Annotated in this window: 16 protein-coding genes and 1 riboswitch; of the genes, 7 read left to right on the plus strand and 9 right to left on the minus strand. The window is 72.7% G+C overall.

The annotated features are described in order from the left end of the window. Positions 1-57 precede the first annotated feature (57 nt). The 4 genes from AB0M27_RS17355 to AB0M27_RS17370 all read right to left on the minus strand — a co-directional run bounded on the left by AB0M27_RS17355 (position 58) and on the right by AB0M27_RS17370 (position 6212). A complete protein-coding gene (locus AB0M27_RS17355) occupies positions 58-921 on the minus strand; it encodes a hypothetical protein (protein ID WP_365722529.1) in 864 nt (287 codons plus the stop codon). Between the two features lie 130 nt (positions 922-1051). Beyond that, positions 1052-2230 (minus strand): VWA domain-containing protein, encoded by a 1179-nt coding sequence (locus AB0M27_RS17360; RefSeq protein WP_365722531.1) that lies wholly within the window; start codon positions 2228-2230, stop codon positions 1052-1054. Then, the gene (locus tag AB0M27_RS17365; RefSeq protein WP_365722533.1) at positions 2227-5043 is read right to left on the minus strand and encodes a DUF5682 family protein; all 2817 of its coding nucleotides are present in this window, start codon (positions 5041-5043) and stop codon (positions 2227-2229) included. Before AB0M27_RS17365 ends, AB0M27_RS17360 begins: the two co-directional genes overlap by 4 nt. After that, entirely contained in the window at positions 5040-6212 is a 1173-nt protein-coding gene (locus tag AB0M27_RS17370; protein WP_365722535.1) for an AAA family ATPase, read from the minus strand. The genes AB0M27_RS17365 and AB0M27_RS17370 overlap by 4 nt, the downstream gene beginning before the upstream one ends. Positions 6213-6344: 132 nt before the next feature. On the opposite strand from AB0M27_RS17370, the gene AB0M27_RS17375 reads away from it, so the two are divergent. Together AB0M27_RS17375 and AB0M27_RS17380 are read left to right on the plus strand one after the other, a co-directional pair. Beyond that, positions 6345-7700: an SWIM zinc finger family protein gene (locus AB0M27_RS17375; RefSeq protein ID WP_365722537.1), complete on the plus strand. Its 1356-nt coding sequence runs from the start codon at positions 6345-6347 to the stop codon at positions 7698-7700. 186 nt (positions 7701-7886) lie between these two features. Continuing rightward, entirely contained in the window at positions 7887-9542 is a 1656-nt protein-coding gene (locus AB0M27_RS17380) for a DUF5691 domain-containing protein (protein WP_365722539.1), read from the plus strand. Between the two features lie 104 nt (positions 9543-9646). On the opposite strand, the gene AB0M27_RS17385 is transcribed toward AB0M27_RS17380, so the two are convergent. Continuing rightward, positions 9647-10069, minus strand: a complete 423-nt coding sequence (locus tag AB0M27_RS17385; RefSeq protein ID WP_365722541.1) for a cobalamin B12-binding domain-containing protein — start codon at positions 10067-10069, stop codon at positions 9647-9649. A gap of 225 nt (positions 10070-10294) precedes the next feature. Here AB0M27_RS17385 and AB0M27_RS17390 point away from each other — a divergent pair, with 225 nt between their 5' ends. Together AB0M27_RS17390 and AB0M27_RS17395 are read left to right on the plus strand one after the other, a co-directional pair. Beyond that, on the plus strand, positions 10295-11143 hold the full coding sequence (locus AB0M27_RS17390) for an alpha/beta fold hydrolase (RefSeq protein WP_365722543.1): 849 nt from the start codon (positions 10295-10297) through the stop codon (positions 11141-11143). Between the two features lie 249 nt (positions 11144-11392). Beyond that, complete coding sequence (locus tag AB0M27_RS17395) at positions 11393-13039, plus strand: M23 family metallopeptidase (protein ID WP_365722708.1); 1647 nt, start codon at positions 11393-11395, stop codon at positions 13037-13039. Between the two features lie 51 nt (positions 13040-13090). On the opposite strand, the gene pcrA is transcribed toward AB0M27_RS17395, so the two are convergent. Further along, positions 13091-15583: a DNA helicase PcrA gene (gene pcrA / locus AB0M27_RS17400; protein ID WP_365722545.1), complete on the minus strand. Its 2493-nt coding sequence runs from the start codon at positions 15581-15583 to the stop codon at positions 13091-13093. Between the two features lie 261 nt (positions 15584-15844). Continuing rightward, a riboswitch (cyclic di-AMP (ydaO/yuaA leader) is annotated at positions 15845-16013 on the plus strand. Positions 16014-16020: 7 nt separating this feature from the next. On the opposite strand from pcrA, the gene AB0M27_RS17405 reads away from it, so the two are divergent. Both AB0M27_RS17405 and AB0M27_RS17410 read left to right on the plus strand, forming a co-directional pair. After that, a complete protein-coding gene (locus tag AB0M27_RS17405; protein WP_365722547.1) occupies positions 16021-17217 on the plus strand; it encodes an NlpC/P60 family protein in 1197 nt (398 codons plus the stop codon). Between the two features lie 442 nt (positions 17218-17659). Next, the gene (locus tag AB0M27_RS17410; RefSeq protein WP_365722549.1) at positions 17660-18625 is read left to right on the plus strand and encodes a tellurite resistance/C4-dicarboxylate transporter family protein; all 966 of its coding nucleotides are present in this window, start codon (positions 17660-17662) and stop codon (positions 18623-18625) included. A 3-nt stretch (positions 18626-18628) separates the two neighbouring features. On the opposite strand, the gene AB0M27_RS17415 is transcribed toward AB0M27_RS17410, so the two are convergent. Further along, on the minus strand, positions 18629-18982 hold the full coding sequence (locus tag AB0M27_RS17415) for a hypothetical protein (RefSeq protein WP_365722551.1): 354 nt from the start codon (positions 18980-18982) through the stop codon (positions 18629-18631). A gap of 428 nt (positions 18983-19410) precedes the next feature. On the opposite strand from AB0M27_RS17415, the gene AB0M27_RS17420 reads away from it, so the two are divergent. Beyond that, on the plus strand, positions 19411-20472 hold the full coding sequence (locus AB0M27_RS17420) for an NlpC/P60 family protein (RefSeq protein WP_365722710.1): 1062 nt from the start codon (positions 19411-19413) through the stop codon (positions 20470-20472). A gap of 17 nt (positions 20473-20489) precedes the next feature. Here AB0M27_RS17420 and AB0M27_RS17425 read toward each other — a convergent pair whose 3' ends face one another. Together AB0M27_RS17425 and AB0M27_RS17430 are read right to left on the minus strand one after the other, a co-directional pair. Beyond that, positions 20490-21227: a response regulator transcription factor gene (locus tag AB0M27_RS17425; RefSeq protein ID WP_365722553.1), complete on the minus strand. Its 738-nt coding sequence runs from the start codon at positions 21225-21227 to the stop codon at positions 20490-20492. Then, the gene (locus AB0M27_RS17430; protein WP_365722555.1) at positions 21224-22513 is read right to left on the minus strand and encodes a PspC domain-containing protein; all 1290 of its coding nucleotides are present in this window, start codon (positions 22511-22513) and stop codon (positions 21224-21226) included. Before AB0M27_RS17430 ends, AB0M27_RS17425 begins: the two co-directional genes overlap by 4 nt. Between the last annotated feature and the right edge of the window lie 179 nt (positions 22514-22692).

Consider the following 22692-nt stretch of genomic DNA (forward strand, 5'->3'; position numbering starts at 1 on the left):
GGCAGACCTGTTCCGCCCCGCGCGACAGATCTGTGGCGGGGAGGTCGGCCCCGCTGTCTAGCCGGGGAAGACGGGGATGTCCCGGTGCCGGTCCCGGGTGCGGGGCGCGTCGACGCGCGCGGCGGCGCCGGGCACGAGCCGCAGGGGCGCCAGGTCGTCGAGGGTGACGGCGTGCGCGTCGCCGTGGCGGGACGCGCTGCCGTCGGCGGCTTGCTTATCGAGCACGCCGTCGAAGTCTCCGGTGGGCACGGGCCGGCCGGGCACGCCCAGGGCAGCGGCCCCGTGGCGCGCGACGGTGAGCGCCACGGGTCGCGGCACGGGGGCGGCCTCCGGGCCGTACACGACGGCCGTCGCCGGTGCGCCGACGGCGGTGCGGCCCTGGGCGCGGGCGTGCCGCTGCTTCTGACGCTCCGCCGGCACGGGCGCCGCCGTACCGCTGGACCGCTGCGGGCGGGGCGCAGTGGACTTCGGCTCCGGCGTCAGATCGACGGGGACGTCCGTGCCGTGAGGGAGGTCGGGCAGGGGCAGGGAGGGCGCCGGGGTCCGGGGCTTGTCGACCACGGCTTGGGCTGCCGTGGCCTCGACGGTCTCGACGGACTCGGCGGTCCGCGTAACAGTGGTGAGTACGTCGCGTACGGGGGTGACGGCCTGTTCGCCGGCGGTGTGGGCCTGGGTGGCAACCCGCTCGGTGGCCGTGCGGACCGCCCGTACAACGTCCTCGTGCCCGGCGGCCCCCACGGACCGCACCGGTGTCGCCCGCGCCGGCACCGGGGTGCCGTCGGCCGCGTGCGCCTGTTCTCCGCAGAGGAACCCCAGCGCGAACAATCCGCCCACCAGCAGCGCCAGTTGGAGCGCACGCCGCCCGGCCGCCGTACGCAGCGCGCGCACGGTGGGACCAAGGAGGGCTGCTGGGAAGGTCAAGGAGCTGGACATCCTCGGCTCGGCACGACACGGGCTCCGCCGATCCTTGCACGGCACGCCCGAAGTCGCGCAAGTCCCCTGTTACCGATGGGTAGTCATGTCCCTTTTCTCGCCCCTTTCGTGTCCGGCGTCACACGGTGTCCGGTATCGGCAGCGGCCGCTTCTCCAGTGCGGCGGCCATCACCTCGGGGAACAGATCGGGCGTGCAGGCGAAGGCCGGTGCGCCGAGCGCGGCGAGCGCCGCCGCGTGCTCCCGGTCGTAGGCGGGCGCACCCTCGTCCGACAGCGCGAGCAGTGCCACGAACTGCACCCCGGACGCCTTCATCGCCGCCACCCGCTTGAGCATCTCGTCGCGGATGCCGCCCTCGTACAGGTCGCTGATCAGCACGACCACGGTCTCGGCGGGCCGGGTGATCTGTGACTGGCAATAGGCCAGCGCCCGGTTGATGTCCGTGCCACCGCCGAGCTGGGTGCCGAAGAGGACGTCGACCGGGTCGTCCAGCTGGTCGGTGAGATCGACGACCGCCGTGTCGAAGACGACCAGCCGGGTGCTGATCGACCGCATCGAGGCGAGGACCGCACCGAACACGGACGCGTAGACCACGGACGCGGCCATCGACCCGGACTGGTCGATGCAGAGGACGACCTCTTTCTTCACGGACTGCGCGGCCCGCCCGTATCCGACGAGCCGTTCCGGCACGACCGTGCGGTACTCGGGCAGATAGTGCTTGAGGTTGGCCGCGATGGTGCGGTTCCAGTCGATGTCGTGGTGGCGCGGGCGGCTGATCCGCGCGCTGCGGTCGAGGGCGCCGGTGAGGGTGGCCCGCGTACGGTTCGCGAGCCGCTTCTCCAGGTCCTCGACGACCTTGCTCACGACCGCGCGAGCCGTCTCCTTCGTGGTCTCCGGCATCGCCTTGTTCAGCGAGAGCAGCGTGCCGACCAGGTGCACATCCGCCTCCACCGCTTCGAGCATCTCCGGCTCCAACAGCAGGGCGGCGAGGCCGAGCCGGTCGATGGCGTCGCGCTGCATGACCTGGACGACGGAGGACGGGAAGTACGTGCGGATGTCCCCGAGCCAGCGCGCCACCGACGGCGCCGAGGCACCGAGCCCCGCCGAACGGTCCCGTCCCGCCTGCGGCTTGTCCCCCTTGCCGTAGAGCGCGGCGAGCGTGCCGTCCATCGCCGCGTCCTGGCCGGACAGCGCGCATCCGGTGCCGTCGGCCTGGTCCCCGCCGAGCACCAACCGCCACCGCCGCAACCGCTCCCGCGCCGGATCGCCGCCAGCCATCGCGATCACCTCACTCGTCATGCCCCCACCCCCGCAAGGCTGTTGTCATCGCTCGCGTCCCCACCGGCCGAGACCGGCTCGGCCGGCCCCGACTCGGGCATCTCCCACCCAGCCGTCCCCCGGGCCGCCGTATCGCGCTCGGCCGCCTCGCGCTCGGCCGGGGCCGGGTCACCCTGCGCTGGACCGGCCTGCGCCGCACCCCGCTCATCCGGTTCGCGCTGGGCCCGGTCTGGCTCGGCCGGATCTCGCTCGGCCTGATCTCCCTCTGCCGGGTCGGCCAGGCCGAGCAGCAGGCGCAGCACCGGCAGGACGGCGTCGGCGCGCTCGGTGTCCGGTTCGGCGGCGAAGCCGGGTGTCATGGCCCCGTGGGCGGCCCGGGCGGCCGTCGGGTCTCCCGGTCCGCGCCGGACCAGTTCGCCGAGCGTTCTGCGCACCCCGGGCTCGTACGCCCCGAACGTGCGGCGCAGCAGCGGCAGTACGTCCGTGAACGCCTCCACCGAGACCCCGGTCAGCCAGTCGTCCACCAGACCGAGCAGCCGCTCGTCGTGCACCAGCAGCAGCCCGTCCCCGCCGCCGACGAAGCCCTCGATCCAGGCGGCGGCGTCGGCCGGCGGAGTCCCCGGGGACAGCGCGAGCCCCATCAGCCGTGCCGCCTCATCGGCCCCCAACTCACCGTCGTCCAACAGCAACCGCACCGCCCGCCCCCGCAGCACACCGGGCACGCTGTCGCGCAACGACAAGGTCCGCAGCACCGCTCGCCAACGGCCGCGCAGATCTCCGTGTCCGGCAGCAGGAACAGCGCCGCCATCCCCATCGGCACCACCGCGCGCATCCACACCGGCACGCCCGCCCGCGCCCGAACCCGCGCCCCCACCACCCCCCGCGGCCACCGTCTCCGCCAGCAACCCCACCGCCGTATGTACGGAGTCCACATGCCCGCGCATCTCCTCCGCCGCATCCGTGTCGAGCGCGGCGCACGCCGGGGGCAGGCCGACGAAGATGCGTTCGGCAAGGCCCGCGGCGACGTCGGTCAGTGCGCCGGTGTCGGTGCCGCGCACATCGCCGTAGCGCAGGGAGCGGACCAGGGCGGGCAGGGCCTGGGCGAGATGACCCGCGTCGGCGTCGAGCGCGGCCCGGTCGGCGAGGACCCGCATGACGACGGGGAGAGCGTCCGGCAGCCCGGCGAGCAGGCACTGCTCGGCGAGCGCGGTCACGTCGGCGAGGGTGCGCGCGGCCGTCGCGTCCGCCTCCGCCTTGGCCTGCGCCGCGTCCAGTACGGTCGTCCCCCACACGCCCGCCTCCGCGACCCGCACGGACAGCTCCGGCTCCCAGCGCAGCCGCCACGTCTCCCGGAACGTGCCCGTGCTCCCCCGTGACCGCGCCGGCTCGCCCCAGCCGACGCCGAGCAGCCGGAGCCGGTGCAGCAACCTGCTGCGGCCTGCGTCGGTGTCACCGCGCAGGTCCAGCTCCAGTTCGCGCTCCAGCGCCTCGGGTTTGAGCCGGAGCGAACGCTGATGCCGGGCCAGGTCGCGCTGCAGCGGTACCGCGGGCGCCGACTCCGGGACTTCTCCGAGGACGTCCCCGACCACCAGCCGGTCGTGCACCAGCGCCAGCGGCACGTCCGAGCCGTCGCCCATCACCGCGCGCACCGCGTCGGTGGTCTCGCCCAGCCCCGGCAGCGGGCGCCCGCGCAGTGCCGCCAGGGTCTCGGCGAGCCGGACGGCCTCGATGACGTGGGCGGAGGACACGATCCGGTCCTCCTCGCGCAGCAGCCGCGCCACCTTGGTCAGCCACCGCTCGACCGGCCGGTCGGGGGCGTGGAACAGATGGCCGTACCAGCCCGGCGAGTCGATGCCCGCGCCGTACCCGCTGGACCGGGCCAGCCTGCGGTGGGTCCAGGGCACCCAGGTCAGGTCCGCCTTGACCTTGGGCAGCCCCTTCAGCAGGGACCGGTCGGCGGTGACCGTGGTCTTCTCGCGCAGCGCGGGCACATGCCAGGCTCCGCAGACCACGGCCACCTCGTCGGCGAACTCCTTGCGCGCGGCGCGCAGCCGGAGTCGCATGTGCGCCTCGCGGACCAGGTCCCGGGAGTGCCCGCCGGCGCCGTACCGCTCGCGGAGTGCGCCCATCGCCTCCTCCAGCGCGGCGAAGGGGGCGAAGGCGTCCCGCTCCCCCGGGCCCCGGTGCTCGACCACGTCCTCCCACCAGCGTTCGGGGTCGTCGTATCCGGCGGCCTCGGCGAGCACGGCGAGCGGGTCGACCCGGACCTGCACGCCGCTTCCCCAGTTGTCATCGGCGTCCCGGCTCTCATGGCCGTCCCGGCCGGCGACGTCCTCCCTGCCGGCGTCGGCGTCCCGGCTCTCCTCGCCGTCCGCGCGGGCATTGGCATGCTGCGCGTCCGCCACGGTCCCCTCGGAGCCGGGTCCGGCGGTCGAGCCGGGCTCGGCACGAACGCCCCTCTTCTCCTCCCCCTCCTCCTCCCACGCGAGCGTGTGCGCGGCCGGCAGGTCGATGAAGTGGGCCGGGACTCCGTGTTCCAGGGCCCAGCGGATCGCCACCCATTCGGGGCTGAACTCGGCGAACGGCCAGAACGCCGAGCGGCCTGGCTCGTCCACGGCATGGGCGAGCAGGGCGACCGGGGGCCGCAGGTCCGGGTCGGCGGCCAGTGGGATCAGCGCGTCGGCCTCCGGCGGGCCCTCGATCAGGACGGCGGCGGGCCGGGCGGCGTCCAGGGCGCTGCGCACCGCGCGGGCGGAGCCGGGGCCATGGTGCCGCACGCCCAGCAGGAGCGGTCCGGAGCCGTGGGCCTTCGGCCAGCGGGTGTCGTCGGTCATGCACTGACCTCCCGGCACGCGCGGTAGAAGTCCGTCCAGCCCTCGCGCTCGCGGACGACCGTCTCCAGGTACTCCTGCCAGACGACCCGGTCGGCCGCCGGGTCGCGCACCACGGCGCCGAGAATGCCGGCGGCGACATCGCCCGGGCGCAGCACGCCGTCGCCGAAGTGGGCGGACAAGGCGAGGCCGTTGGTGACGACGGAGATCGCCTCGGCTGTGGACAGTGTGCCGCTGGGCGACTTCAGCTTGGTGCGGCCGTCGGCGGTGATGCCGTCGCGCAGCTCGCGGAAGACGGTCACGACCCGGCGGATCTCCTCGATGCCGTCGGGCGCGGCCGGCAGGTCGAGGGAGCGGCCGATCTGCTCCACCCGGCGCGTGACGATGTCGACCTCGGCGTCGGCGTTCTCCGGCAGCGGCAGCACCACGGTGTTGAAGCGGCGGCGCAGCGCGCTGGAGAGGTCGTTGACCCCTCTGTCCCGGTCGTTGGCGGTGGCGATGAGGTTGAACCCGCGGACCGCCTGGACCTCCTGGCCCAGCTCCGGGATGGGCAGGGTCTTCTCGGACAGGATCGTGATCAGCGTGTCCTGCACGTCGGCCGGGATACGGGTCAGCTCCTCCACGCGGGCCGTCATGCCTTCGGCCATGGCGCGCATGACGGGGCTGGGCACGAGGGCGTCACGGCTCGGTCCGTGCGCGAGCAGCTGCGCGTAGTTCCAGCCGTAGCGGATCGCCTCCTCCGGGGTGCCGGCAGTGCCCTGCACCAGCAGGGTGGAGTCCCCGCTGACCGCGGCGGCCAGGTGCTCCGACACCCAGGTCTTGGCGGTGCCGGGCACGCCGAGCAGGAGCAGGGCGCGGTCGGTGGCGAGCGTGGTGACGGCGACCTCGACGATCCGGCGCGGGCCCACGTACTTGGGCGTGATCACCGTGCCGTCCGGCAGGGTGCCGCCGAGCAGGTACGTCGCCACCGCCCACGGCGACATCTTCCAGCGGGCCGGGCGCGGGCGGTCGTCCTGCGCGGCGAGTGCGGCGAGTTCGGCGGCGAAGGCGTGCTCGGCGTGCGGGCGCAGCGCCTGAGCACTCTCGGACGCGCCCTCTCCATCGGTCGGTTCGGCGGTCGTCGGTCGCACGGACGCAGACGCGGACGTGGCAGACGCAGGCATGGCTGACATGGCTGAGGCCCCCTCCAGCTCGGCCGGTTCGGATCTGGCATCCACCGTGCACCACGCCACTGACAATCGCTCTGACCTGCACAAAAGCCCGCGCCGGACGGATTGTCAGTGGCGGGACCTACCGTCGGAGACATGACTGAGCAGGGGGTGCGCTGGACCACGGAGCAGGTGCTGTCACTGGCGCCTGACGCGGCGTCACGCAAAGCGGGAGGCAGGCTCGGCACGGCCGGTCCGTGGTCCGAGGCGGGGAGTGGAGAGGGGACGGTGTGGGGGCTGTGCAAGGGCAGTGGCAGCAGGCCGTACCAGACGGTGGTCGATCTCGCCGACGCGGCCGGTCCGGCCTACAAGTGCAGTTGTCCAAGCCGCAAGTTCCCGTGCAAGCACGCGCTCGGACTGCTTCTGCTGTGGGCGGGTGGCGACGGCTCGGTGCCGGCGGCCGCGGCGCCGCCGGACTGGGCCGAGCAGTGGCTCGCGGGCAGACGCGGACGCACAGAGAGCAAGCAGGGCCCGGGCGAGGCGAGTTCCGGGAGCGGGTCCGCCGATCCGGAGGCGGCTCGGCGGCGGGCCGAGCGCCGGGCCGAGCGGGTCACCGCGGGTGCGACGGAACTGGAGCAGCGCCTCGCGGATCTGCTGCGCGGCGGCCTGGCCACGGCCGAGCAGGCGGGGTACGGCCTGTGGGACGAGACGGCGGCCCGCATGGTCGACGCCCAGGCGCCCGGACTGGCCGCGCGCGTACGGGAGTTGGGGGCGATCCCGGCATCGGGCGCGGGCTGGCCGGCCCGGTTGCTGGAGGAGTGCGCGCTGCTGCACCTGCTCGACCAGGGCTGGCTGCGCCGCGACCGGCTGCCGGACGCCCTCGCGGCCACGGTCCGCTCCCGGCTGGGCCTGACCGCCACGGCGGACGGCGCACCGCTCCGCGACCGCTGGCTGGTCCTCGCCCAGTACGACACCGTGGACCCGAAACTGACGACCCGCCGGATATGGCTGCACGGCGCCACCTCGGGCCGCACCCGGCTGCTGCTGTCCTACGGCGCGGCCGGCCGGGCTCCCGAGCTGTCCCTGCCGGTCGGGCTGGCCCTGGAGGCGGAGCTGTCCGCTTATCCGAGGGCAGGTCAGAACCGGTCCGCCCTGCGCGAGCGGTTCGCCCCTCCCGCACCGGCCGCGTTCCGCCCGCCCGGCATCAGCACGGCCGAGGCGGCGGCCCGGTACGGCGAGGCGCTGCGCGACGACCCCTGGCTGGAGTCCGTCCCGGCGACGCTGGACCGGGTGATACCGGCCCCGGACGGCGACCAGTGGCAGCTGGCCGACGCCGACACGGACTCCGCCCTGCCGCTGACCCGGGCCGCCCGCTCCCGCCCGGGCCTGTGGCGGCTGGTCGCCCTGTCCGGCGGCGCCCCGGTCACGGTCTTCGGCGAGTGCGGTCACCGCGGCTTCACCCCGCTCACGGCCTGGCCGGACGGCACGGGCGAGGCGGTGGCCCTGTGCTGACCGGCCGCCTGCCGGCAAAAAGCCGGCACGTCCAGGCAACACACCGAGCCGACCCGATGCCGCCGACCGACCCACCAGAACCGCGCCGGCGCCTTCAGGCACACCCCGCCGAGGCGGCACCGCCATGCTGACCAGCCCGGCGGAAGGCACCGGCACCCCTCGGACACTCGCAGGGAAGGGAACGCGATGAACGGGACGACGACCCCGACCGACGTGGACTTCAGGGCCCCGGCAAGCTCGTGGGAAGACCTGGTCACCGCCGCTCTTCTCGGCACCGACCGGCGCCCCGGGGCGTACGCAGGGTCCGGCCGGGAGGCCCCGCTGGCGCTGCTCGACGAGGCCGCCGTGGCGGCCGTACGGCGGCGGGCCGGGCTGCGGCCGGCGCGGGCGGCGCGCCGGCTGGACCCGGCGCCCGAGGATCCCCGCCCGGCGTTGCCGCCCGCGGCGGCCCGCAGACTCACCGCGCTCCTGGCCGACCGTTCCGGCGGCGGAAGCGGTGGCCGCCGGGGCAGTTCTCCGGACCTCATGGAGCTGCTCCCGCAGTGGCTCGCGGCGGCCAACGCGCACGGATACGCGGCACCCCCGCAGACGCTTCCCGCCCTGCTGGACGCGGCCCGGGGCCGTACGGACCTGCGCCCGGGGGCGCTGGCGTTCGCGGGTCCGCGGGCGCTGTGGCTGGCCCGGCTGAACGCGGACTGGCGCTTCGCGCTGCGCGCGGCCCCCGGCGGCGGCGCCACGCTGCCCGACTCCGAGGACACCGAGGCGGTGGGCAGACTGTGGCAGGAGGGGCTGTTCGCCGAGCGGGTGGCCCTGCTGGGCGCGCTGCGCACCGGTACGCCCGCGTTCGCGCGCGAGCTGCTCGCGTCGACCTGGCCGACGGAGCGGGCGGAGGACCGGCTGATGTTCCTCGACTCGCTGCGCGCGGGCCTGTCCGCCGCGGACGAGCCGTTCCTGGAGCAGGCGTTGGGCGACCGCAGCCGCAATGTGCGGGCGACGGCGGCCGAACTGCTGTCGGCGCTGCCCGCTTCGGCGCTCGCCGCGCGCATGGCCGTACGAGCGGCGGCGTGTGTGGCCCTGAATTGTACGGGGAACTCGCCGGCGATCGCGGTGGAGGCCCCGCTCGAGTGCGACTCCGGCATGGAGCGCGACGGTGTGGTGCCCACACCTCCCGCAGGCAGAGGGGAACGTTCGTGGTGGCTGGGCCAATTGGTGGAAGCGGCCCCGCTCGGCACGTGGCCGGGACGGCTCGGCGGACGGACGGCGGAGGAGGTCGTGGCGCTGCCGGTGACGGACGGCTGGCAGGGCGAGCTGCACGCGGCCTGGTGCCGGGCGGCGGTGCGGCAGCGGGACGCCGAGTGGTCGAGGGCGCTGCTCGGCTCGCCGTCGGCGCCTGAGGCCGGCGGGCCGGGCGCGGTGTCGCTGGCGGAACGCGCGAAGCTGCTGGCCACCCTGGACCCGGCGGAACGGGCCACGTGGGTGGCCGGCTTCATCGCCACGCACGGGTTGTCGGAGGCGTTCCAGCTGCTAGGGGTGTGTGCGGTGCCCTGGGCCGCGCCGCTGGGCCGGGCGGTCGTGGACGCGCTGGACATCGCGCGGGACGCGGGCAGTTACCCGTGGAGCTTCAGCGGGGTGATGGGGCTCGCCGAGCGCTGCCTGGACCCCGCGCAGGCCACCCGGCTCGAGGCGCTGCTGGCGATACCCGACGAACGGGAGGACGCCGCGCCGGGAGCCGGAGGCTACTGGGCGGAGGCGTTCCAGCGGCTGGTGACCACCCTGCGGCTGCGGGCGGAGATGGCGCACGAACTGGCCCCGGTCGGCGCACACAACCCGTCCGGGGCATGAGGGCGAGGCCGTTCGGGCCGAAGCGGGGCTCCGGGGGCGGCAGTCCCCAGGGACACGGGCCGCCCACTCGCCGAGCCACCGGCCCAACCGCCGAAGGCAGCCGTTCAGCCCCCCGACGCGGCCGGCTGACGGACGTTCTCCCGCACCCACTCCACGATCGACGCGGTCGTCGCACCCGGCGTGAAGATCGCCGCGACGCCCTTCTCCTTCAGCGGCGGGATGTCCTCCTCCGGGATGATGCCGCCGCCGAAGACGAGGATGTCCTCGGCCTCGCGCTCCTTGAGCAGGTCGATCACCGCGGCGAACAGGGTGTTGTGCGCGCCGGAGAGGATGGACAGGCCGATCGCGTCGGCGTCCTCCTGGATGGCGGTGTCCACGATCTGCTCCGGCGTCTGGTGGAGCCCGGTGTAGATGACCTCCATACCGGCGTCGCGCAGGGCTCGCGCGATGACCTTGGCCCCACGATCGTGGCCGTCGAGCCCCGGCTTGGCGACCACCACGCGGATCGGACCGGCTGCCACACCCATCACTGCCTCCATCAAACGATCACGGAAGCGATCGCTTCCGTCCGTAACGACAAGTACCGCACTTTTGGCGCGTCCCGCCACCCGTCGCGAAGTGAACGAACGTTATCTCCAGCATCCCGCAACCGGCAGTTTCACGGTGCGCAGCGAGGGGGAAATCACATGGTGGGACATCAGGGCACACGGGGGATCGAGCCGTCCTCCGGCGTGCCGACAGGAGGTCGGCCCATGAAGGTCACCGGGGTACTGCCACTCTTTCTCCCGTTCTGCCGGCGCCTGTGGCCCGGCAGACTCGCCGGAATCTCCGTGGCGCTGCTGAAGGCGACCGCCCTCGAGGCCGCGATCCTGGCCGGCCATCTCCTGCTGTATCCCACCGGCCTCGTCCAGGAGCGCCGCGCCGCCCCGCCCGCCCGCGACGGCACCGCCCAGCTGCCGGTCCGGTCCGGTCCGCCGGTGGTGCTGCTGCACGGTTTCATCGACAACCGCTCGGTGTTCCTGCTGCTGCGCCGCAACCTCGCCCAGCACGGCGGGCAGCGCGTCGTATCGCTCAACTACTCCCCGCTGACCTGCGACATCCGCGCCGCCGCCGAGTTGCTCGGCAGGCACATCGAGGAGATCTGCGAGCGCGCGGACAGCGACCGGGTCGACATCGTGGGCCACAGCCTCGGCGGGCTGATCGCCCGTTATTACGTGCAGTGTCTGGGTGGTGACCTACGGGTGCGCATCCTCGTCACACTGGGCACACCGCACTCGGGGACCAGCGCGGCGCCGCTGGCCAACGCCCATCCGATCGTGCGCCAGATGCGACCCGGCTCGGGAGTGATCGAGGAGCTGGCCCGGCCCGCGCCCGGCTGCCGCACCCGGTTCGTCAGCTTCTGGAGCGACCTGGACTCCGTGATGGTGCCGCTGGAGACGGCCTGCCTGGAGCACCCCGACCTGGACGTGCAGAACGTCCGGGTGACCGGCATCGGGCATCTCGCTCTGCCCGTGCACCCCGCCGTCGCGGCCGGGATACGCGAGGCGCTCGACGCCCCGCACCCCGGGGAGCGGGTCGCCGGCGGTCTGACGGTGGCGTGAAGTATCCGACGGCGGAGTGACGCACAGGTGACGAACAGTCACCACACATCGAACACCAATCGAACTCTCGGCCAAACTCGTGTCGAGCGCCCCCCGAAACACCGCCGAATGCCCGTTTCCGGCCCCCGCGAAACCGGCCGAAGATTGTCGCGCCCAGGTACCGGCGGGTACAGTCACCGCACTGCTCTGGCAGCCCCTGTTGTCGAGGCGAAAGAGAAGTTGGTGAACGACCGTCACCCGTCGGGGACCATGACCACCCCGGCCCCGGCTTCCGACGCCTCAGCCGCGCACTACGCGCCGTACGGGACACACGGAGCCCCTTACGGCGACTTCACCACGTACGGCGACTACGACACCACCGGTTTTCCCGACGGCACCAGCACCTTCTCCACGGACCCGCTCTTCGGCAGCATGCCCGGCGAGCAGGGCACCGGCGCGTACGACAGCACGCAGTGGCAGACCGGCCAGCTCCTGAACCACGACCCGTACGCGGCCCAGCACCCCGCCGCCTACGACTCCGGTGTCTACGACTCCACGGCCTGGACCATCCCTGCCCAGGCGACGGGCAACGACATCAGCGGCCAGTGGGACGCGAGCGCCTGGCTGCAGCACGACCAGTCCGGCATCGCCGAACCGACCCAGCAGTGGGCGTGGGGCACCCAGACCTTCGAGTCGGGCATGTTCGACGCCACCCAGTGGAACTCCGGCGGCCACGCCGTGCAGGCGGAGGCCGAGCAGGCTGCTGAACCGTTCGACCAGCAGGCCACCGCCCTCTTCGGCCAGGTCGGCGACCCGCAGGCGACCGCGGGCTTCGCGCAGGTGCCGTACCAGCAACAGGCGCCGTACGAGGACGACACCCCGTACGCGGACAATGCGCCGTACGCGGACAATGCGCCGTACACCGACGATGCGCCGTATGCGGACAATGCGCCGTACACCGACGATGCGCCGTACGAGGAAAACGCGCCGTATGAGGACAGCGCGCCGTACGAGAACGACGCGCTGTACGCGGACGACTCGCTGTACGCGGACACGGCCTTCGACGAACAGGGCGCCGGGGACGACGAGTCGGTCACGACCGGTGAACAGCCCGCCGCCGAGTTGCTGGACGACCAGGAAGAAGTCGCGCCGGCGCCCCGTGCCGGATCGCGCAGCGCCGCGCGCTCCCGCCGTCGTACGACCGCCAAGCGCTCCGCGCTGCTTACAGTCGCCGTGCCCTCGGTCTGTGTGATGGGCGTCGCCGGGATCGCCGCCGCCTCGGTCGGCGCACTGACCGACCACGGCCAGGACACCACCGCCTCCGCCTCGGACACGCACACGGTCAAGGCCTCGGTCGCCAACAGCAAGCTGGACACCCAGCTCAACACCCTGTCCGCAGGCGCCCACGACTTCGCCGACCGGGCGAGCCGCACGCAGGAACGGATCGACCTCAAGAACCAGCAGGAGCTGGAGAAGAAGAAGGCGGCCGCGGCGGCCGCGCTCAAGGAGCGGCTGCGCCCCAAGTTCGTGCTGCCGGTCACGCAGAGGGGGCTCAGCGCCTACTTCGGCCAGGCCGGGGTGAACTGGATGTCCGTGCACACGGGCATCGACTTCCCGGTGTCGTACGGCACCACGGTGATGGCCGCGACCGACGGCGTCGTCTCCACCAAGTGGAACAGCGCCTACGGCAACATGATGATCGTGACGGCGAAGGACGGCACGCAGACCTGGTACTGCCATCTGTCCAGCTACCGCGTGCCCGCCGGGACATACGTCAAGGCCGGCCAGCCGATCGCCTACTCCGGCAACTCCGGCAACTCCACCGGTCCGCATCTGCACTTCGAGGTACGGCCCGCGGGCGGGGCGGCCATAGACCCGCTGCCGTGGCTGCGGAGCCACGGGCTCGACCCGACGTAGGAATCCGACACTCCGAAGGGGCCCTCGCCGTGCGGCGAGGGCCCCTTCGGCTTACAGCTTCTCCACGGGCGCGTACCGCAGCAGCAGCCGCTTCGGCTTGGCGTCGCCGAAGTCGATCGTCGCCTCCGCGTTCGCGCCCGCGCCCTTCACGGCGACGACCGTGCCGAGCCCGAACTGGTCATGGGTGACCCGGTCCCCGACGGCCAGGGCGACCACCGGCTTCTCCGTGGTGCGCCGCGTGGCGAACCCGGACGCGCCCGACGCCGAGGAACGCGAGCGGGTCGAGGACAGCGAGGCCGCGATCCCGGAGACGGGTCCGGAGGACGCCGGCGCCGTCGCTCCCGTCCGCTTCCAGTCCACATGGGTGGCCGGGATCTCCTCCAGGAAGCGGGAGGGCGGGTTGTACGACGGCTGGCCCCAGGCGCTGCGCATCGCCGACCGCGTGAGGTAGAGCCGCTCCCGCGCGCGCGTGATGCCGACGTACGCCAGGCGCCGCTCCTCCTCCAGCTCCTTGGTCTGGCCGAGGGCGCGCATGTGCGGGAAGACGCCGTCCTCCATGCCGGTCAGGAAGACGACCGGGAACTCCAGGCCCTTGGCGGTGTGCAGGGTCATCAGGGTGATGACGCCGGAGCCTTCCTCGTCCTCGTCGGGGATCTGGTCGGAGTCGGCGACCAGGGCGACCTGCTCCAGGAAGTCGGACAGCGCCACCGACTCGCCCTCCCCGCGGCCCTGCTCGAACTCCAGGGCCACGGCCGCGAGTTCCTGGAGGTTCTCGATGCGGGTCTCGTCCTGCGGGTCGGTGGAGGCCTGCAACTCGGCCAGATAGCCGGTGCGTTCCAGCACGGCCTCCAGGACGGTCGCCGGGCCCGCGCCGGACTCGACGATGGTGCGCAGGTCCTCCATCAGCGTGTTGAACCGCTTGATGGCGTTGGTGGAGCGCGCGGCCATGCCGTACGCCTCGTCCACGCGCTTGAGTGCCTGCGGGAAGCTGATCTTCTCGCGCTGGGCGAGGGCGTCGATCATCGCCTCGGCGCGCTCGCCGATGCCCCGCTTGGGCACGTTGAGGATGCGGCGCAGCGGCACCGAGTCCTCGGGGTTGGCGAGGACGCGCAGGTAGGCCAGGACGTCCCGGACCTCCTTGCGCTCGTAGAAGCGGACTCCGCCGACGACCTTGTAGGGCAGGCCGACGCGGATGAAGACCTCTTCGAAGACACGGGACTGGGCGTTGGTGCGGTAGAAGACGGCGACGTCGCCCGCCTTGGCCTCGCCCGCGTCGACCAGGCGGTCTATCTCGTCGGAGACGAACTGCGCCTCGTCGTGCTCGGTGTCCGCAACATAGCCGGTGATCCGCGCACCCTGGCCGGCGTTGGTCCACAGGTTCTTCGGGCGGCGGGACTCGTTGCGCTCGATGACCGCGTTGGCGGCGGACAGGATGGTCTGCGTGGAGCGGTAGTTCTGCTCCAGGAGGATCGTCGTCGCGTTCGGGTAGTCCTCCTCGAACTGGAGGATGTTGCGGATCGTCGCGCCCCGGAAGGCGTAGATGGACTGGTCCGCGTCACCCACGACGCACAGTTCGGCGGGCGGGAGGTCATGCTCGCCGGGCGGGGTGTCGCCGTCCTCGGCGGAGCGCTCTCCCGTGCCCACGAGTTCCCGTACGAGCGCGTACTGGGCGTGGTTGGTGTCCTGGTATTCATCGACCAGAACGTGCCGGAAGCGACGGCGGTAGTGCTCGGCGACGTCCGGGAAGGCGCGCAGCAGGTTGACCGTCGTCATGATCAGGTCGTCGAAGTCGAGCGCGTTGGCCTCGCGCAGCCGCGACTGATAGAGCGCGTAGGCCTGGGCGAGGGTCTTCTCGAAGCCGTCGGTGGCTTGGGCGGCGAAGTCCTCCTCGTCGATCAGCTCGTTCTTCAGGTTGCTGATCTTCGCGCTGAACGACTTCGGCGGGAAGCGCTTTGGGTCGAGGTCCAGGTCGCGGCAGACCAGGGCCATCAGGCGCTTGCTGTCGGCGGCGTCGTAGATCGAGAACGACGACGTGAATCCGAGCTTCTTGCTCTCCCGGCGCAGGATGCGCACGCACGCGCTGTGGAAGGTCATCACCCACATCGCGTTCGCGCGCGGGCCGACGAGCTGCTCGACGCGCTCCTTCATCTCGCCCGCGGCCTTGTTGGTGAAGGTGATCGCGAGGATCTGGCCCGGGTGCACGTGCCGCTCGGCGAGCAGGTGGGCGATGCGGTGGGTGAGCACACGGGTCTTGCCGGAGCCGGCGCCGGCGACGATGAGCAATGGGGAGCCGGCGTGCACGACCGCGGCGCGCTGGTTGTCGTTCAGCCCCGCCAGCAGGGCCGCCGCGTCGAGGGCGGGACGCGGGGCGCCGTCGCGGTAGTACGCGTCCCGGTCCGGCGGCACGTCGAACTTCCCGCCGAACAGATCGTCCGGAAGCGGCTCCGGAGCGTGATCGTCCTCGGGCGGCGGCGGGGGCTCCTCCTCACGCCCGCGAGGGGCCTGGAGGTCCGCCAGGAAGCTGTCGTCAAAGAGGCTGCTCATCGCTCTACGAGTCTAGGGCGCCCCACCGACAACCGGTCGCCGTCCCCGGAACATGGCCGGTCCGGAACACAGTTGATCTTGACCGCCGAGCGGCCCGCATCCTGCTCACACAGGGGAACCGTCCGATGACACAGGAGCGAAACCTGGCTCAGGTCACGAAAATGTATCGGACATATCACGCACCAACCTTCACAGGAGTCACACGAGTTGGCTAGCGTGCGTCCGGGCCGTACGACCCCTACCGGCGAACCTCGCCGGGCCGCGCGGCCTCCGCCGAGTCCGGCGCGCCGCAGGGCGCCCGGAGCCGGGGACCCACCGACCTTGGGGTGAATCGGCCGGCTCCCACCCGGGACGCCGCCGTAGGGCAACCCTTCCGAACCACCGCCCGAACCCGACAGCTAACCCGGTAGGCGGCCCATTGGAAGGAGTCGCCTCCCTTGGCGTCGCACCGCAAGCCGCGCCCCGGCGGGACCATCGGAACGGGTCTTCGCACCCCCGCCCTCGCCACCGCCGCCCTCACCTCCATGGCCGTGCTCTCGCAGACCGCAGAGGCCGCCCCCAGTACCGATCACGCCAAGCCGAGCCTGGAGGAGGTCGAGAAGAAGGTCGACGATCTGTACCGCCAGGCGGAGTCGGCGACCCAGAAGTACAACGCGGCCAAGGAGCGGACCGGTAAGCAGAGGGGCCGCGTCGACGCCCTCCGCGACGACCTCGCCCAGCGCACCGAACGCCTCAACAAGGCCCGCGAGGAGCTGGGCTCGTTCGCCGCGGCCCAGTACCGCACCGGCGCCGCCGCTCCCGACACGGCCACCTTCCTGCTGGCGAACGACCCGCAGGACTACTTCGACCAGACCCAGCTGATGAACCGGCTGACCTCGCGGGAGAAGACCGCGGTCGACGACTACATCGGCGAGCAGGCCGCGACCATGAAGAAGCGGCGGGAGGCCGCGGAGAGCCTGCAGACGCTGAACGTCTCACAGCACGACCTGCAGACCGCCAAGTCCACCGTCCAGAAGAAACTGGCCTCGGCCCGTGAGCTGCTGTCGCGGCTGAACGCCCAGGAGAAAGCCCGGCTGGCCGCCATCGAGCGGGAGAAGCAGCAGGAGGCGGCGCGCAAGGCGGCCGAGCTGGCGAAGCAGCAGGCGGCCCAGCAGCAGGCAGCTCAACAGCAGGCCGACTCGTCCTCCTCGTCCTCCTCGTCCACGGGGTCCGGGTCCGGATCCGGTTCGACGGGCTCCGGCTCGACCGGGTCCACCACCACATCCAGCTCGTACGACACGAAGGCCGAGAAGGCGATCGCCTTCGCCCGCGCACAGATCGGCAAGCCGTACGTGTGGGGCGCGACCGGGCCGGACTCCTACGACTGCTCGGGCCTCACCCAGGCCGCCTGGAAGGCCGGCGGCGTCTCACTTCCGCGCACCACGTACGACCAGGTCAATGCGGGCACCACGGTCTCGCTCGCCGACGCGCGCCCGGGCGACCTGATCTTCTTCTACGACGACATCAGCCACGTCGGCATGTACATAGGCAACGGCATGATGATCCACGCCCCGAAGCCGGGCGCGTACGTCCGCGAGGAGTCCATCTACTACGGCGGAGAGTCGATCATCCACAGCGTGGTCCGCCCGGGCTGAGGCCCGCCCCGGGCACGGGCGCGCCTCAGCCCTTCGACGCTCCACGCGGGCGTACCGGCGAATCGGACGGCCGCGTGGGCGCGTGCCCATGTCTTGGGCTGCCACGCGCGTGCCGACGTTTCGGGCTGCCACGCGCCCGTGACGGTGCCTTGGCCTCCAGGCGCGCGTCGGCGAATCACGTGGCCATCCACGTGCGCGTACCGGCGTTTCTCGCGCCCACGCGCGCGTGCGGCCTCTTCTTCGTCCACGTGCGCGTGCCGGGGTCTTCTCCGTCCCCGCCCGCGTGCGGCCCTTCATCCGCCCACGCGCACGTGTCGGCTTTCCTGTGTCCACGCGCGGGCTGCCCGCTCTTCCGGCCTCACGCACGCGTACCGGCGTTTTCGGTCTTCACGCGCGCGTGCCCTTCCGGGCAGCGACGCCCCGGCTCCCTAGCATCGGGCCCATGCCCGGCATCTCAGATCTGCGCGCGTGGTGGGCGGGGCGGTCCCCCGCGGCCGGGGCCGCCGTGATGGCGACCGGCATCCTGTCGGTGGGGCTGCACATGACCGGCGACGAGGCGGTCTCCCGGGTGGTGCTGGCGCTGGCGTGCGTCGCCTGGGCCGCGCTGGCCGCGGAGTTCGCGCTGCGACTGGTCGGCGAGCGGCAGCGCTGGGCGACCGAGGCGGAGAGCCCCGGCGCGCTGACCTCCGTCGCCGCGACCACGGTGCTCGGCACCCGGATCTCGGCGCTGGGCCTGCAGACCCTGGCCGAGGCGCTGCTGGCGCTCGCGGCGCTGCTCTGGCCGGTGCTGCTGTTCATGGTCGTACGGCGCTGGGGGCCGCGCATGCCAGGGGCGGTGTTCCTGTGTTGTGTGGCCACGGAGGGGATCGCCGTACTGGCCGCCACGCTGGCCGAGGCCGAGCGCGCGGCTTGGCTCGCGCACACCGCGCTGGTGCTGTTCTGGCTGGGCCTGGTGCTCTACGGCCTGGCGCTGGTCCACTTCGACGCTCGGCAGGTGCTGGAGGGGCCGGGCGACCACTGGATCGCGGGCGGGGCGCTCGCGATCTCGGCGCTGGCCGGGGCGAACCTGCTCATCGCCGGGGACTCGGGCATGTACCTGTGGAACGACGACGACCGCGGCGTGCTGCGCACCGTGACGGTCGCGCTGCTCGTGCTGGATCTGGGCTGCTACGTCGTACTGCTGGCCGCCGAGGCGGCGCGGCCCCGGCCCGGTTACCACGTGCTGCGGTGGGCGACGGTGTTCCCGATGGGGATGACGGCGGTGGCGACGCTGTCCGTCGCGACCGTCTTCAGCGTGCCGTGGCTCGACTGGCCGGGACGGGTGCTGCTGTGGGCGGCGGTGGCGGTGTGGCTCGCGGTCGCCGCCGGTGCGCTGCTCGCGGCCCGCGCCGACGGCAGGGGCGGATGACCGTCAGGTCCACAGGACGGCGATGAGGATGTTCGCCGTGGTCAGCAACCCGACCAGCCCGAACACGCCCTTGTCGACCTTCTCCTCGTCGCGCTTCACATAGACCAGCCCGAGGATCACGATCAGCAGCGCCAGCTTGACGCCGATCTTGATGGTGTTGACGTGGTGGTCGTCGGCCTGGTTGAGGCCGACCAGGGCCACGCCGGTGACCAGCATGGTCAGCGCGCCATGCAGCATCGCGGGCACGAACCGGGCCGTGCCCTGGCCCATCGCCTTCATCTGGGTGAGGAAACCGCCGAGCAGCGCGGCGATGCCGATGATGTGCAGGCCGACGAAGAGATGGATGAGTACGTCCATGGGCCCGGAGCCTAACCAGGGGCCCAGGGGCCTCCTGCCACCGGCCCCGGTCACAGCGGTCGGCGATCACACAGGTGATCTTGCATATATGCGCCCCATAGCACCCCACGCCTCCCGTCCGTCCCGCTTTCCGCGCTTCGGTCACCACGCTCTGTGAAGACGACGCCTCCAGAATGGCCATGCGGTCACTTGCGGTCACATCCCGTCGGTCGGGGGCAGTTCCGTACACTGCGTTACCCACTCGTCACAGTCGGGCCTAGCGTCCTCCCCCAGGTGACCGGCTCCCCACCGCCGCCCGGGCCAGGGGCGGCCGTCGGCCACCACCGCCGAGAAGGGTCCGGCGGTGGCCCGCTTCCCCTGTGCGGGCCGCCGCCGGACACACGGACGTCTCGGTCGTGCGAGTCCTACGGAAGGACGTGACGGTCCAGGTGGCAGTGCACCGCAAGGCCCGGCAACGCTCGATGGGCGGCCATACGGCCCGGACGGCCGCCACGCTCGCCCTGGCGGGCGCGGCCACCGCGACGGGGTTCGACGGGACCGGACACGCCGAACCGCAGCTGACGCCGGCGCAGGTGAAGGCCAAGGTGGACAAGCTGTACCAGGAGGCCGAGGCCGCGACCGAGAAGTACGACGGCGTGAAGGAGAAGGCGGACACGGGGCAGCGGCGGCTGAACGCGCTGCGCGACGAGACCGCCCGCAAGCAGCAGAACCTCAACACCGCCCGGGACGCACTGGGCTCGTTCGCGGCGGCGCAGTACCGCGAGGGCGGCTTCGCACGGACCTGGCAGCTGGCCCTGTCCGGCGACCCCGACCGGTACCTGGACGACGCCGCGTTCGTGGAGCGGGCCGGTGACCGGCAGGCCGCCGCCGTGTCCCGGGTGCGCGAACAGCTGCGGGAGATCGAGCAGCTGCGGGGCGCGGCACGCATCGAGCTGCAGTCGCTGCGGTCACGGCAGGCCGAGCTGCAGCGTCAGAAGAAGACCATCACCGGCAAGCTGGGGGAGGCCCGGCGGCTGCTGGCGGGGCTCACTCCACAGCAGCGGTCCGAGAGCGGTGACGGCAGCGCACCGGGACGTGCCTCCCGCTCGGCCTCGGACGCCCGGGACGCACTGGAGCAGGCCGGGTCGGCCGCGGCCCCGAACGCGCGCGCCGAGGCGGCCGTCGACTACGCCTTCGCCAAGCTCGGCAGCCCCTATGTGTGGGGCGCGGCCGGCCCGAACGCCTTCGACTGCTCGGGCCTGGTCCAGGCCGCCTACCGCTCCGCCGGTATCTCCCTGCCCCGCACCACCTACGCCCAGATCGACGCGGGCCGTCGCGTCTCCCGCTCCGAACTCCGGCCCGGGGACCTGGTGTTCTTCTACTCCGGCATCAGCCACGTCGGCATCTACGTGGGCAACGGGCAGATCATCCACGCCCCGAACCCCTCGGCACCGGTCCGGCTGGCCCCGGTCGACCTGATGCCGTTCGCGGGGGCGACCCGGGTGTCCTAGGGGCGGGCCCGCAGGGGTCAGACCAGGCGGCGGGCCGTCGCCCAGCGGGTCAGCTCATGGCGGTTGGACAGCTGGAGCTTGCGCAGGACCGCCGAGACATGGGACTCGACCGTCTTCACCGAGATGAACAGCTGCTTGGCGATCTCCTTGTAGGCATAGCCACGGGCGATCAGCCGGAGCACCTCGCGCTCGCGCTGGGTGAGGCGGTCGAGGTCCTCGTCCACGGGCGGGGCGTCGGTGGAGGCGAAGGCGTCCAGCACGAACCCGGCCAGCCGCGGGGAGAAGACGGCGTCGCCCTCCTGGACGCGGAAGATGGAGTCGACGAGGTCGGTGCCGGTGATGGTCTTGGTGACATAGCCGCGGGCGCCGCCGCGGATCACACCGATCACGTCCTCCGCCGCGTCCGACACGGACAGCGCGAGGAAGCGCACGGGCTGCTCGGTGTCCGCCATCAACGCCGCGCACCGGCGCAGCACTTCGACACCACCGCCGCCCGGCAGGTGCACGTCCAGGAGGACCACCTCGGGCCGGGTGGCGGTGATGACCGTGACCGCCTGGTCGACGTCCGCGGCCTCGCCGACCACCTCGACGCCGGTCTGGGCGGTCTGCCCGATCTCGGCTTGGACGCCGGTGCGGAACATCCGGTGGTCGTCCACGAGCACCACCCGTACGTGCCGTCCGCCCGCGCCGCCATCGGCGGAACCGGCCCCCTCGGGGGCGCCCGCCGTGCCGTTCGCCTCGGTCGCGTCGCTCATGACGTCCTCTCCGCCCTCTCCATCTCCAGCTCGACCTCCGTGCCGCCGCCCGGCACCGACCGCAGCCGGGCCGTGCCGCCGTTGCGCTCCATACGGCCGATGATCGATTCTCTGACGCCCATGCGGTCGGCGGGTATCGAGTCGAGGTCGAAACCGGGTCCCCGGTCGCGCACGGACACGAAGACCGTCCTCCCCTCGACTTCGGCGTAGACCTGTACGGCACCGCCCTCGCCACCGTACTTGGCGGCGTTCACCATCGCCTCGCGCGCGGCCTGCATCTGCGCGCCGGTCCTCTCGTCCAGCGGGCAGTCGCCGACTATGACCACCTCGATGGGCACACCGTGCTTGTCCTCCACCTCGGCGGCATTGCGCCGCACCGCCTCGGCGACCGTGTCCGGCTCGTCGGCCTCGTCCTTGCCGGTGCCCTCCGGCTTGTACAGCCAGGTGCGCAGGTCGCGCTCCTGGGCGCGGGCGAGGCGGCGCACCTCGTTCGCGTTGTCGGCGTTGCGCTGGATCAGGGTGAGGGTGTGCAGCACGGAGTCATGGACGTGGGCGGCGACCTCCGCACGCTCCTGGGCGCGGATGCGCATCAGGCGTTCCTCGGACAGGTCCTGGGTCATGCGGACCAGATACGGGCCAGCGAGGAGCGTGATGCCGACGAGGACGGCGAGGGCCGCCTGCAGGACCGCGCCGAGATGGGCGGCCGAGCCCTGCAGCCAGAAGATCGCGGACACACCGGCCGTGACGAGCAGGACACCGCCGGCCGCGCGCAGCAGGGTGAGGGTGCGGCGCCGGCCGCCGACCTCGACCCAGCGGGCCCGGCGGGCGTTGTCCGCCTGGCGCCAGACGAGGGCGACACCGGCCGCGACGAGGACGGCGGGCAGCAGATACGCCTTGGCCGCACTGGTCAGGTTCACGCTGCCCACGAATACGAGGGACACGACGACCATGAGGAGCAGCGCGACGATCTGCCCGCGGTCCGGCTTGCGGGCCACGAGTCTGCGTCGGCCGCCCGGCGCGGTCTCGGTGGCGACCAACGGCTGCTTGTGACCGCCGACGCCGCCGACGCCGAGCGGGACGAAGAACCAGAACGCCGCGTAGAGCAGCGCGCCCAGGCCGTTCGCCATGAACAGGCCGACGAAGGCGAGCCGCACCCAGATGACGGGCAGCCCGAGATGCCCGGCGAGGCCCCGCGCCACTCCGCCTAGCCAGCGTCCGTCGCTGCTGCGGTAGAGCTTGCGCGGCGGCCGCGGGTCGTCGACTGGCAGGCTTGCGGCTTCCGGCATGCCAACGATGGTCACATGCCCGGCGGGGCCAGGCATCAGGGTCGGCCCCCGAGACGCCCCTGATCTTCCTCGGGGCCGGGTCGGGGAGCTCCTCGCGGGGCCGGCCGGGTGCGGCTCGAACGGTTCCCCGCCTTGTCTCAGGGCCGATTTCAGGGTTCGGCCAGGGTCGTCCCGACTGC

The organism is Streptomyces sp. NPDC052107, assembly GCF_040680215.1.
In the GTDB taxonomy this organism is placed as follows: domain Bacteria; phylum Actinomycetota; class Actinomycetes; order Streptomycetales; family Streptomycetaceae; genus Streptomyces.

Excerpts from the sequence above, each read along its gene's own strand:
- AB0M27_RS17425 (WP_365722553.1), bottom strand. The coding sequence starts at position 21,227 with ATGAGCGACGCGACCGAGGCGAACGGCACGGCGGGCGCCCCCGAGGGG.
- AB0M27_RS17430 (WP_365722555.1), bottom strand. The coding sequence starts at position 22,513 with ATGCCGGAAGCCGCAAGCCTGCCAGTCGACGACCCGCGGCCGCCGCGC.
- AB0M27_RS17370 (WP_365722535.1), bottom strand. The coding sequence starts at position 6,212 with ATGTCAGCCATGCCTGCGTCTGCCACGTCCGCGTCTGCGTCCGTGCGA.
- AB0M27_RS17415 (WP_365722551.1), bottom strand. The coding sequence starts at position 18,982 with ATGGACGTACTCATCCATCTCTTCGTCGGCCTGCACATCATCGGCATC.
- AB0M27_RS17410 (WP_365722549.1), top strand. The coding sequence starts at position 17,660 with ATGCCCGGCATCTCAGATCTGCGCGCGTGGTGGGCGGGGCGGTCCCCC.
- AB0M27_RS17360 (WP_365722531.1), bottom strand. The coding sequence starts at position 2,230 with ATGACGAGTGAGGTGATCGCGATGGCTGGCGGCGATCCGGCGCGGGAG.
- pcrA (WP_365722545.1), bottom strand. The coding sequence starts at position 15,583 with ATGAGCAGCCTCTTTGACGACAGCTTCCTGGCGGACCTCCAGGCCCCT.
- AB0M27_RS17395 (WP_365722708.1), top strand. The coding sequence starts at position 11,393 with ATGACCACCCCGGCCCCGGCTTCCGACGCCTCAGCCGCGCACTACGCG.
- AB0M27_RS17380 (WP_365722539.1), top strand. The coding sequence starts at position 7,887 with ATGAACGGGACGACGACCCCGACCGACGTGGACTTCAGGGCCCCGGCA.
- AB0M27_RS17375 (WP_365722537.1), top strand. The coding sequence starts at position 6,345 with ATGACTGAGCAGGGGGTGCGCTGGACCACGGAGCAGGTGCTGTCACTG.
- AB0M27_RS17390 (WP_365722543.1), top strand. The coding sequence starts at position 10,295 with ATGAAGGTCACCGGGGTACTGCCACTCTTTCTCCCGTTCTGCCGGCGC.
- AB0M27_RS17385 (WP_365722541.1), bottom strand. The coding sequence starts at position 10,069 with ATGGGTGTGGCAGCCGGTCCGATCCGCGTGGTGGTCGCCAAGCCGGGG.
- AB0M27_RS17365 (WP_365722533.1), bottom strand. The coding sequence starts at position 5,043 with ATGACCGACGACACCCGCTGGCCGAAGGCCCACGGCTCCGGACCGCTC.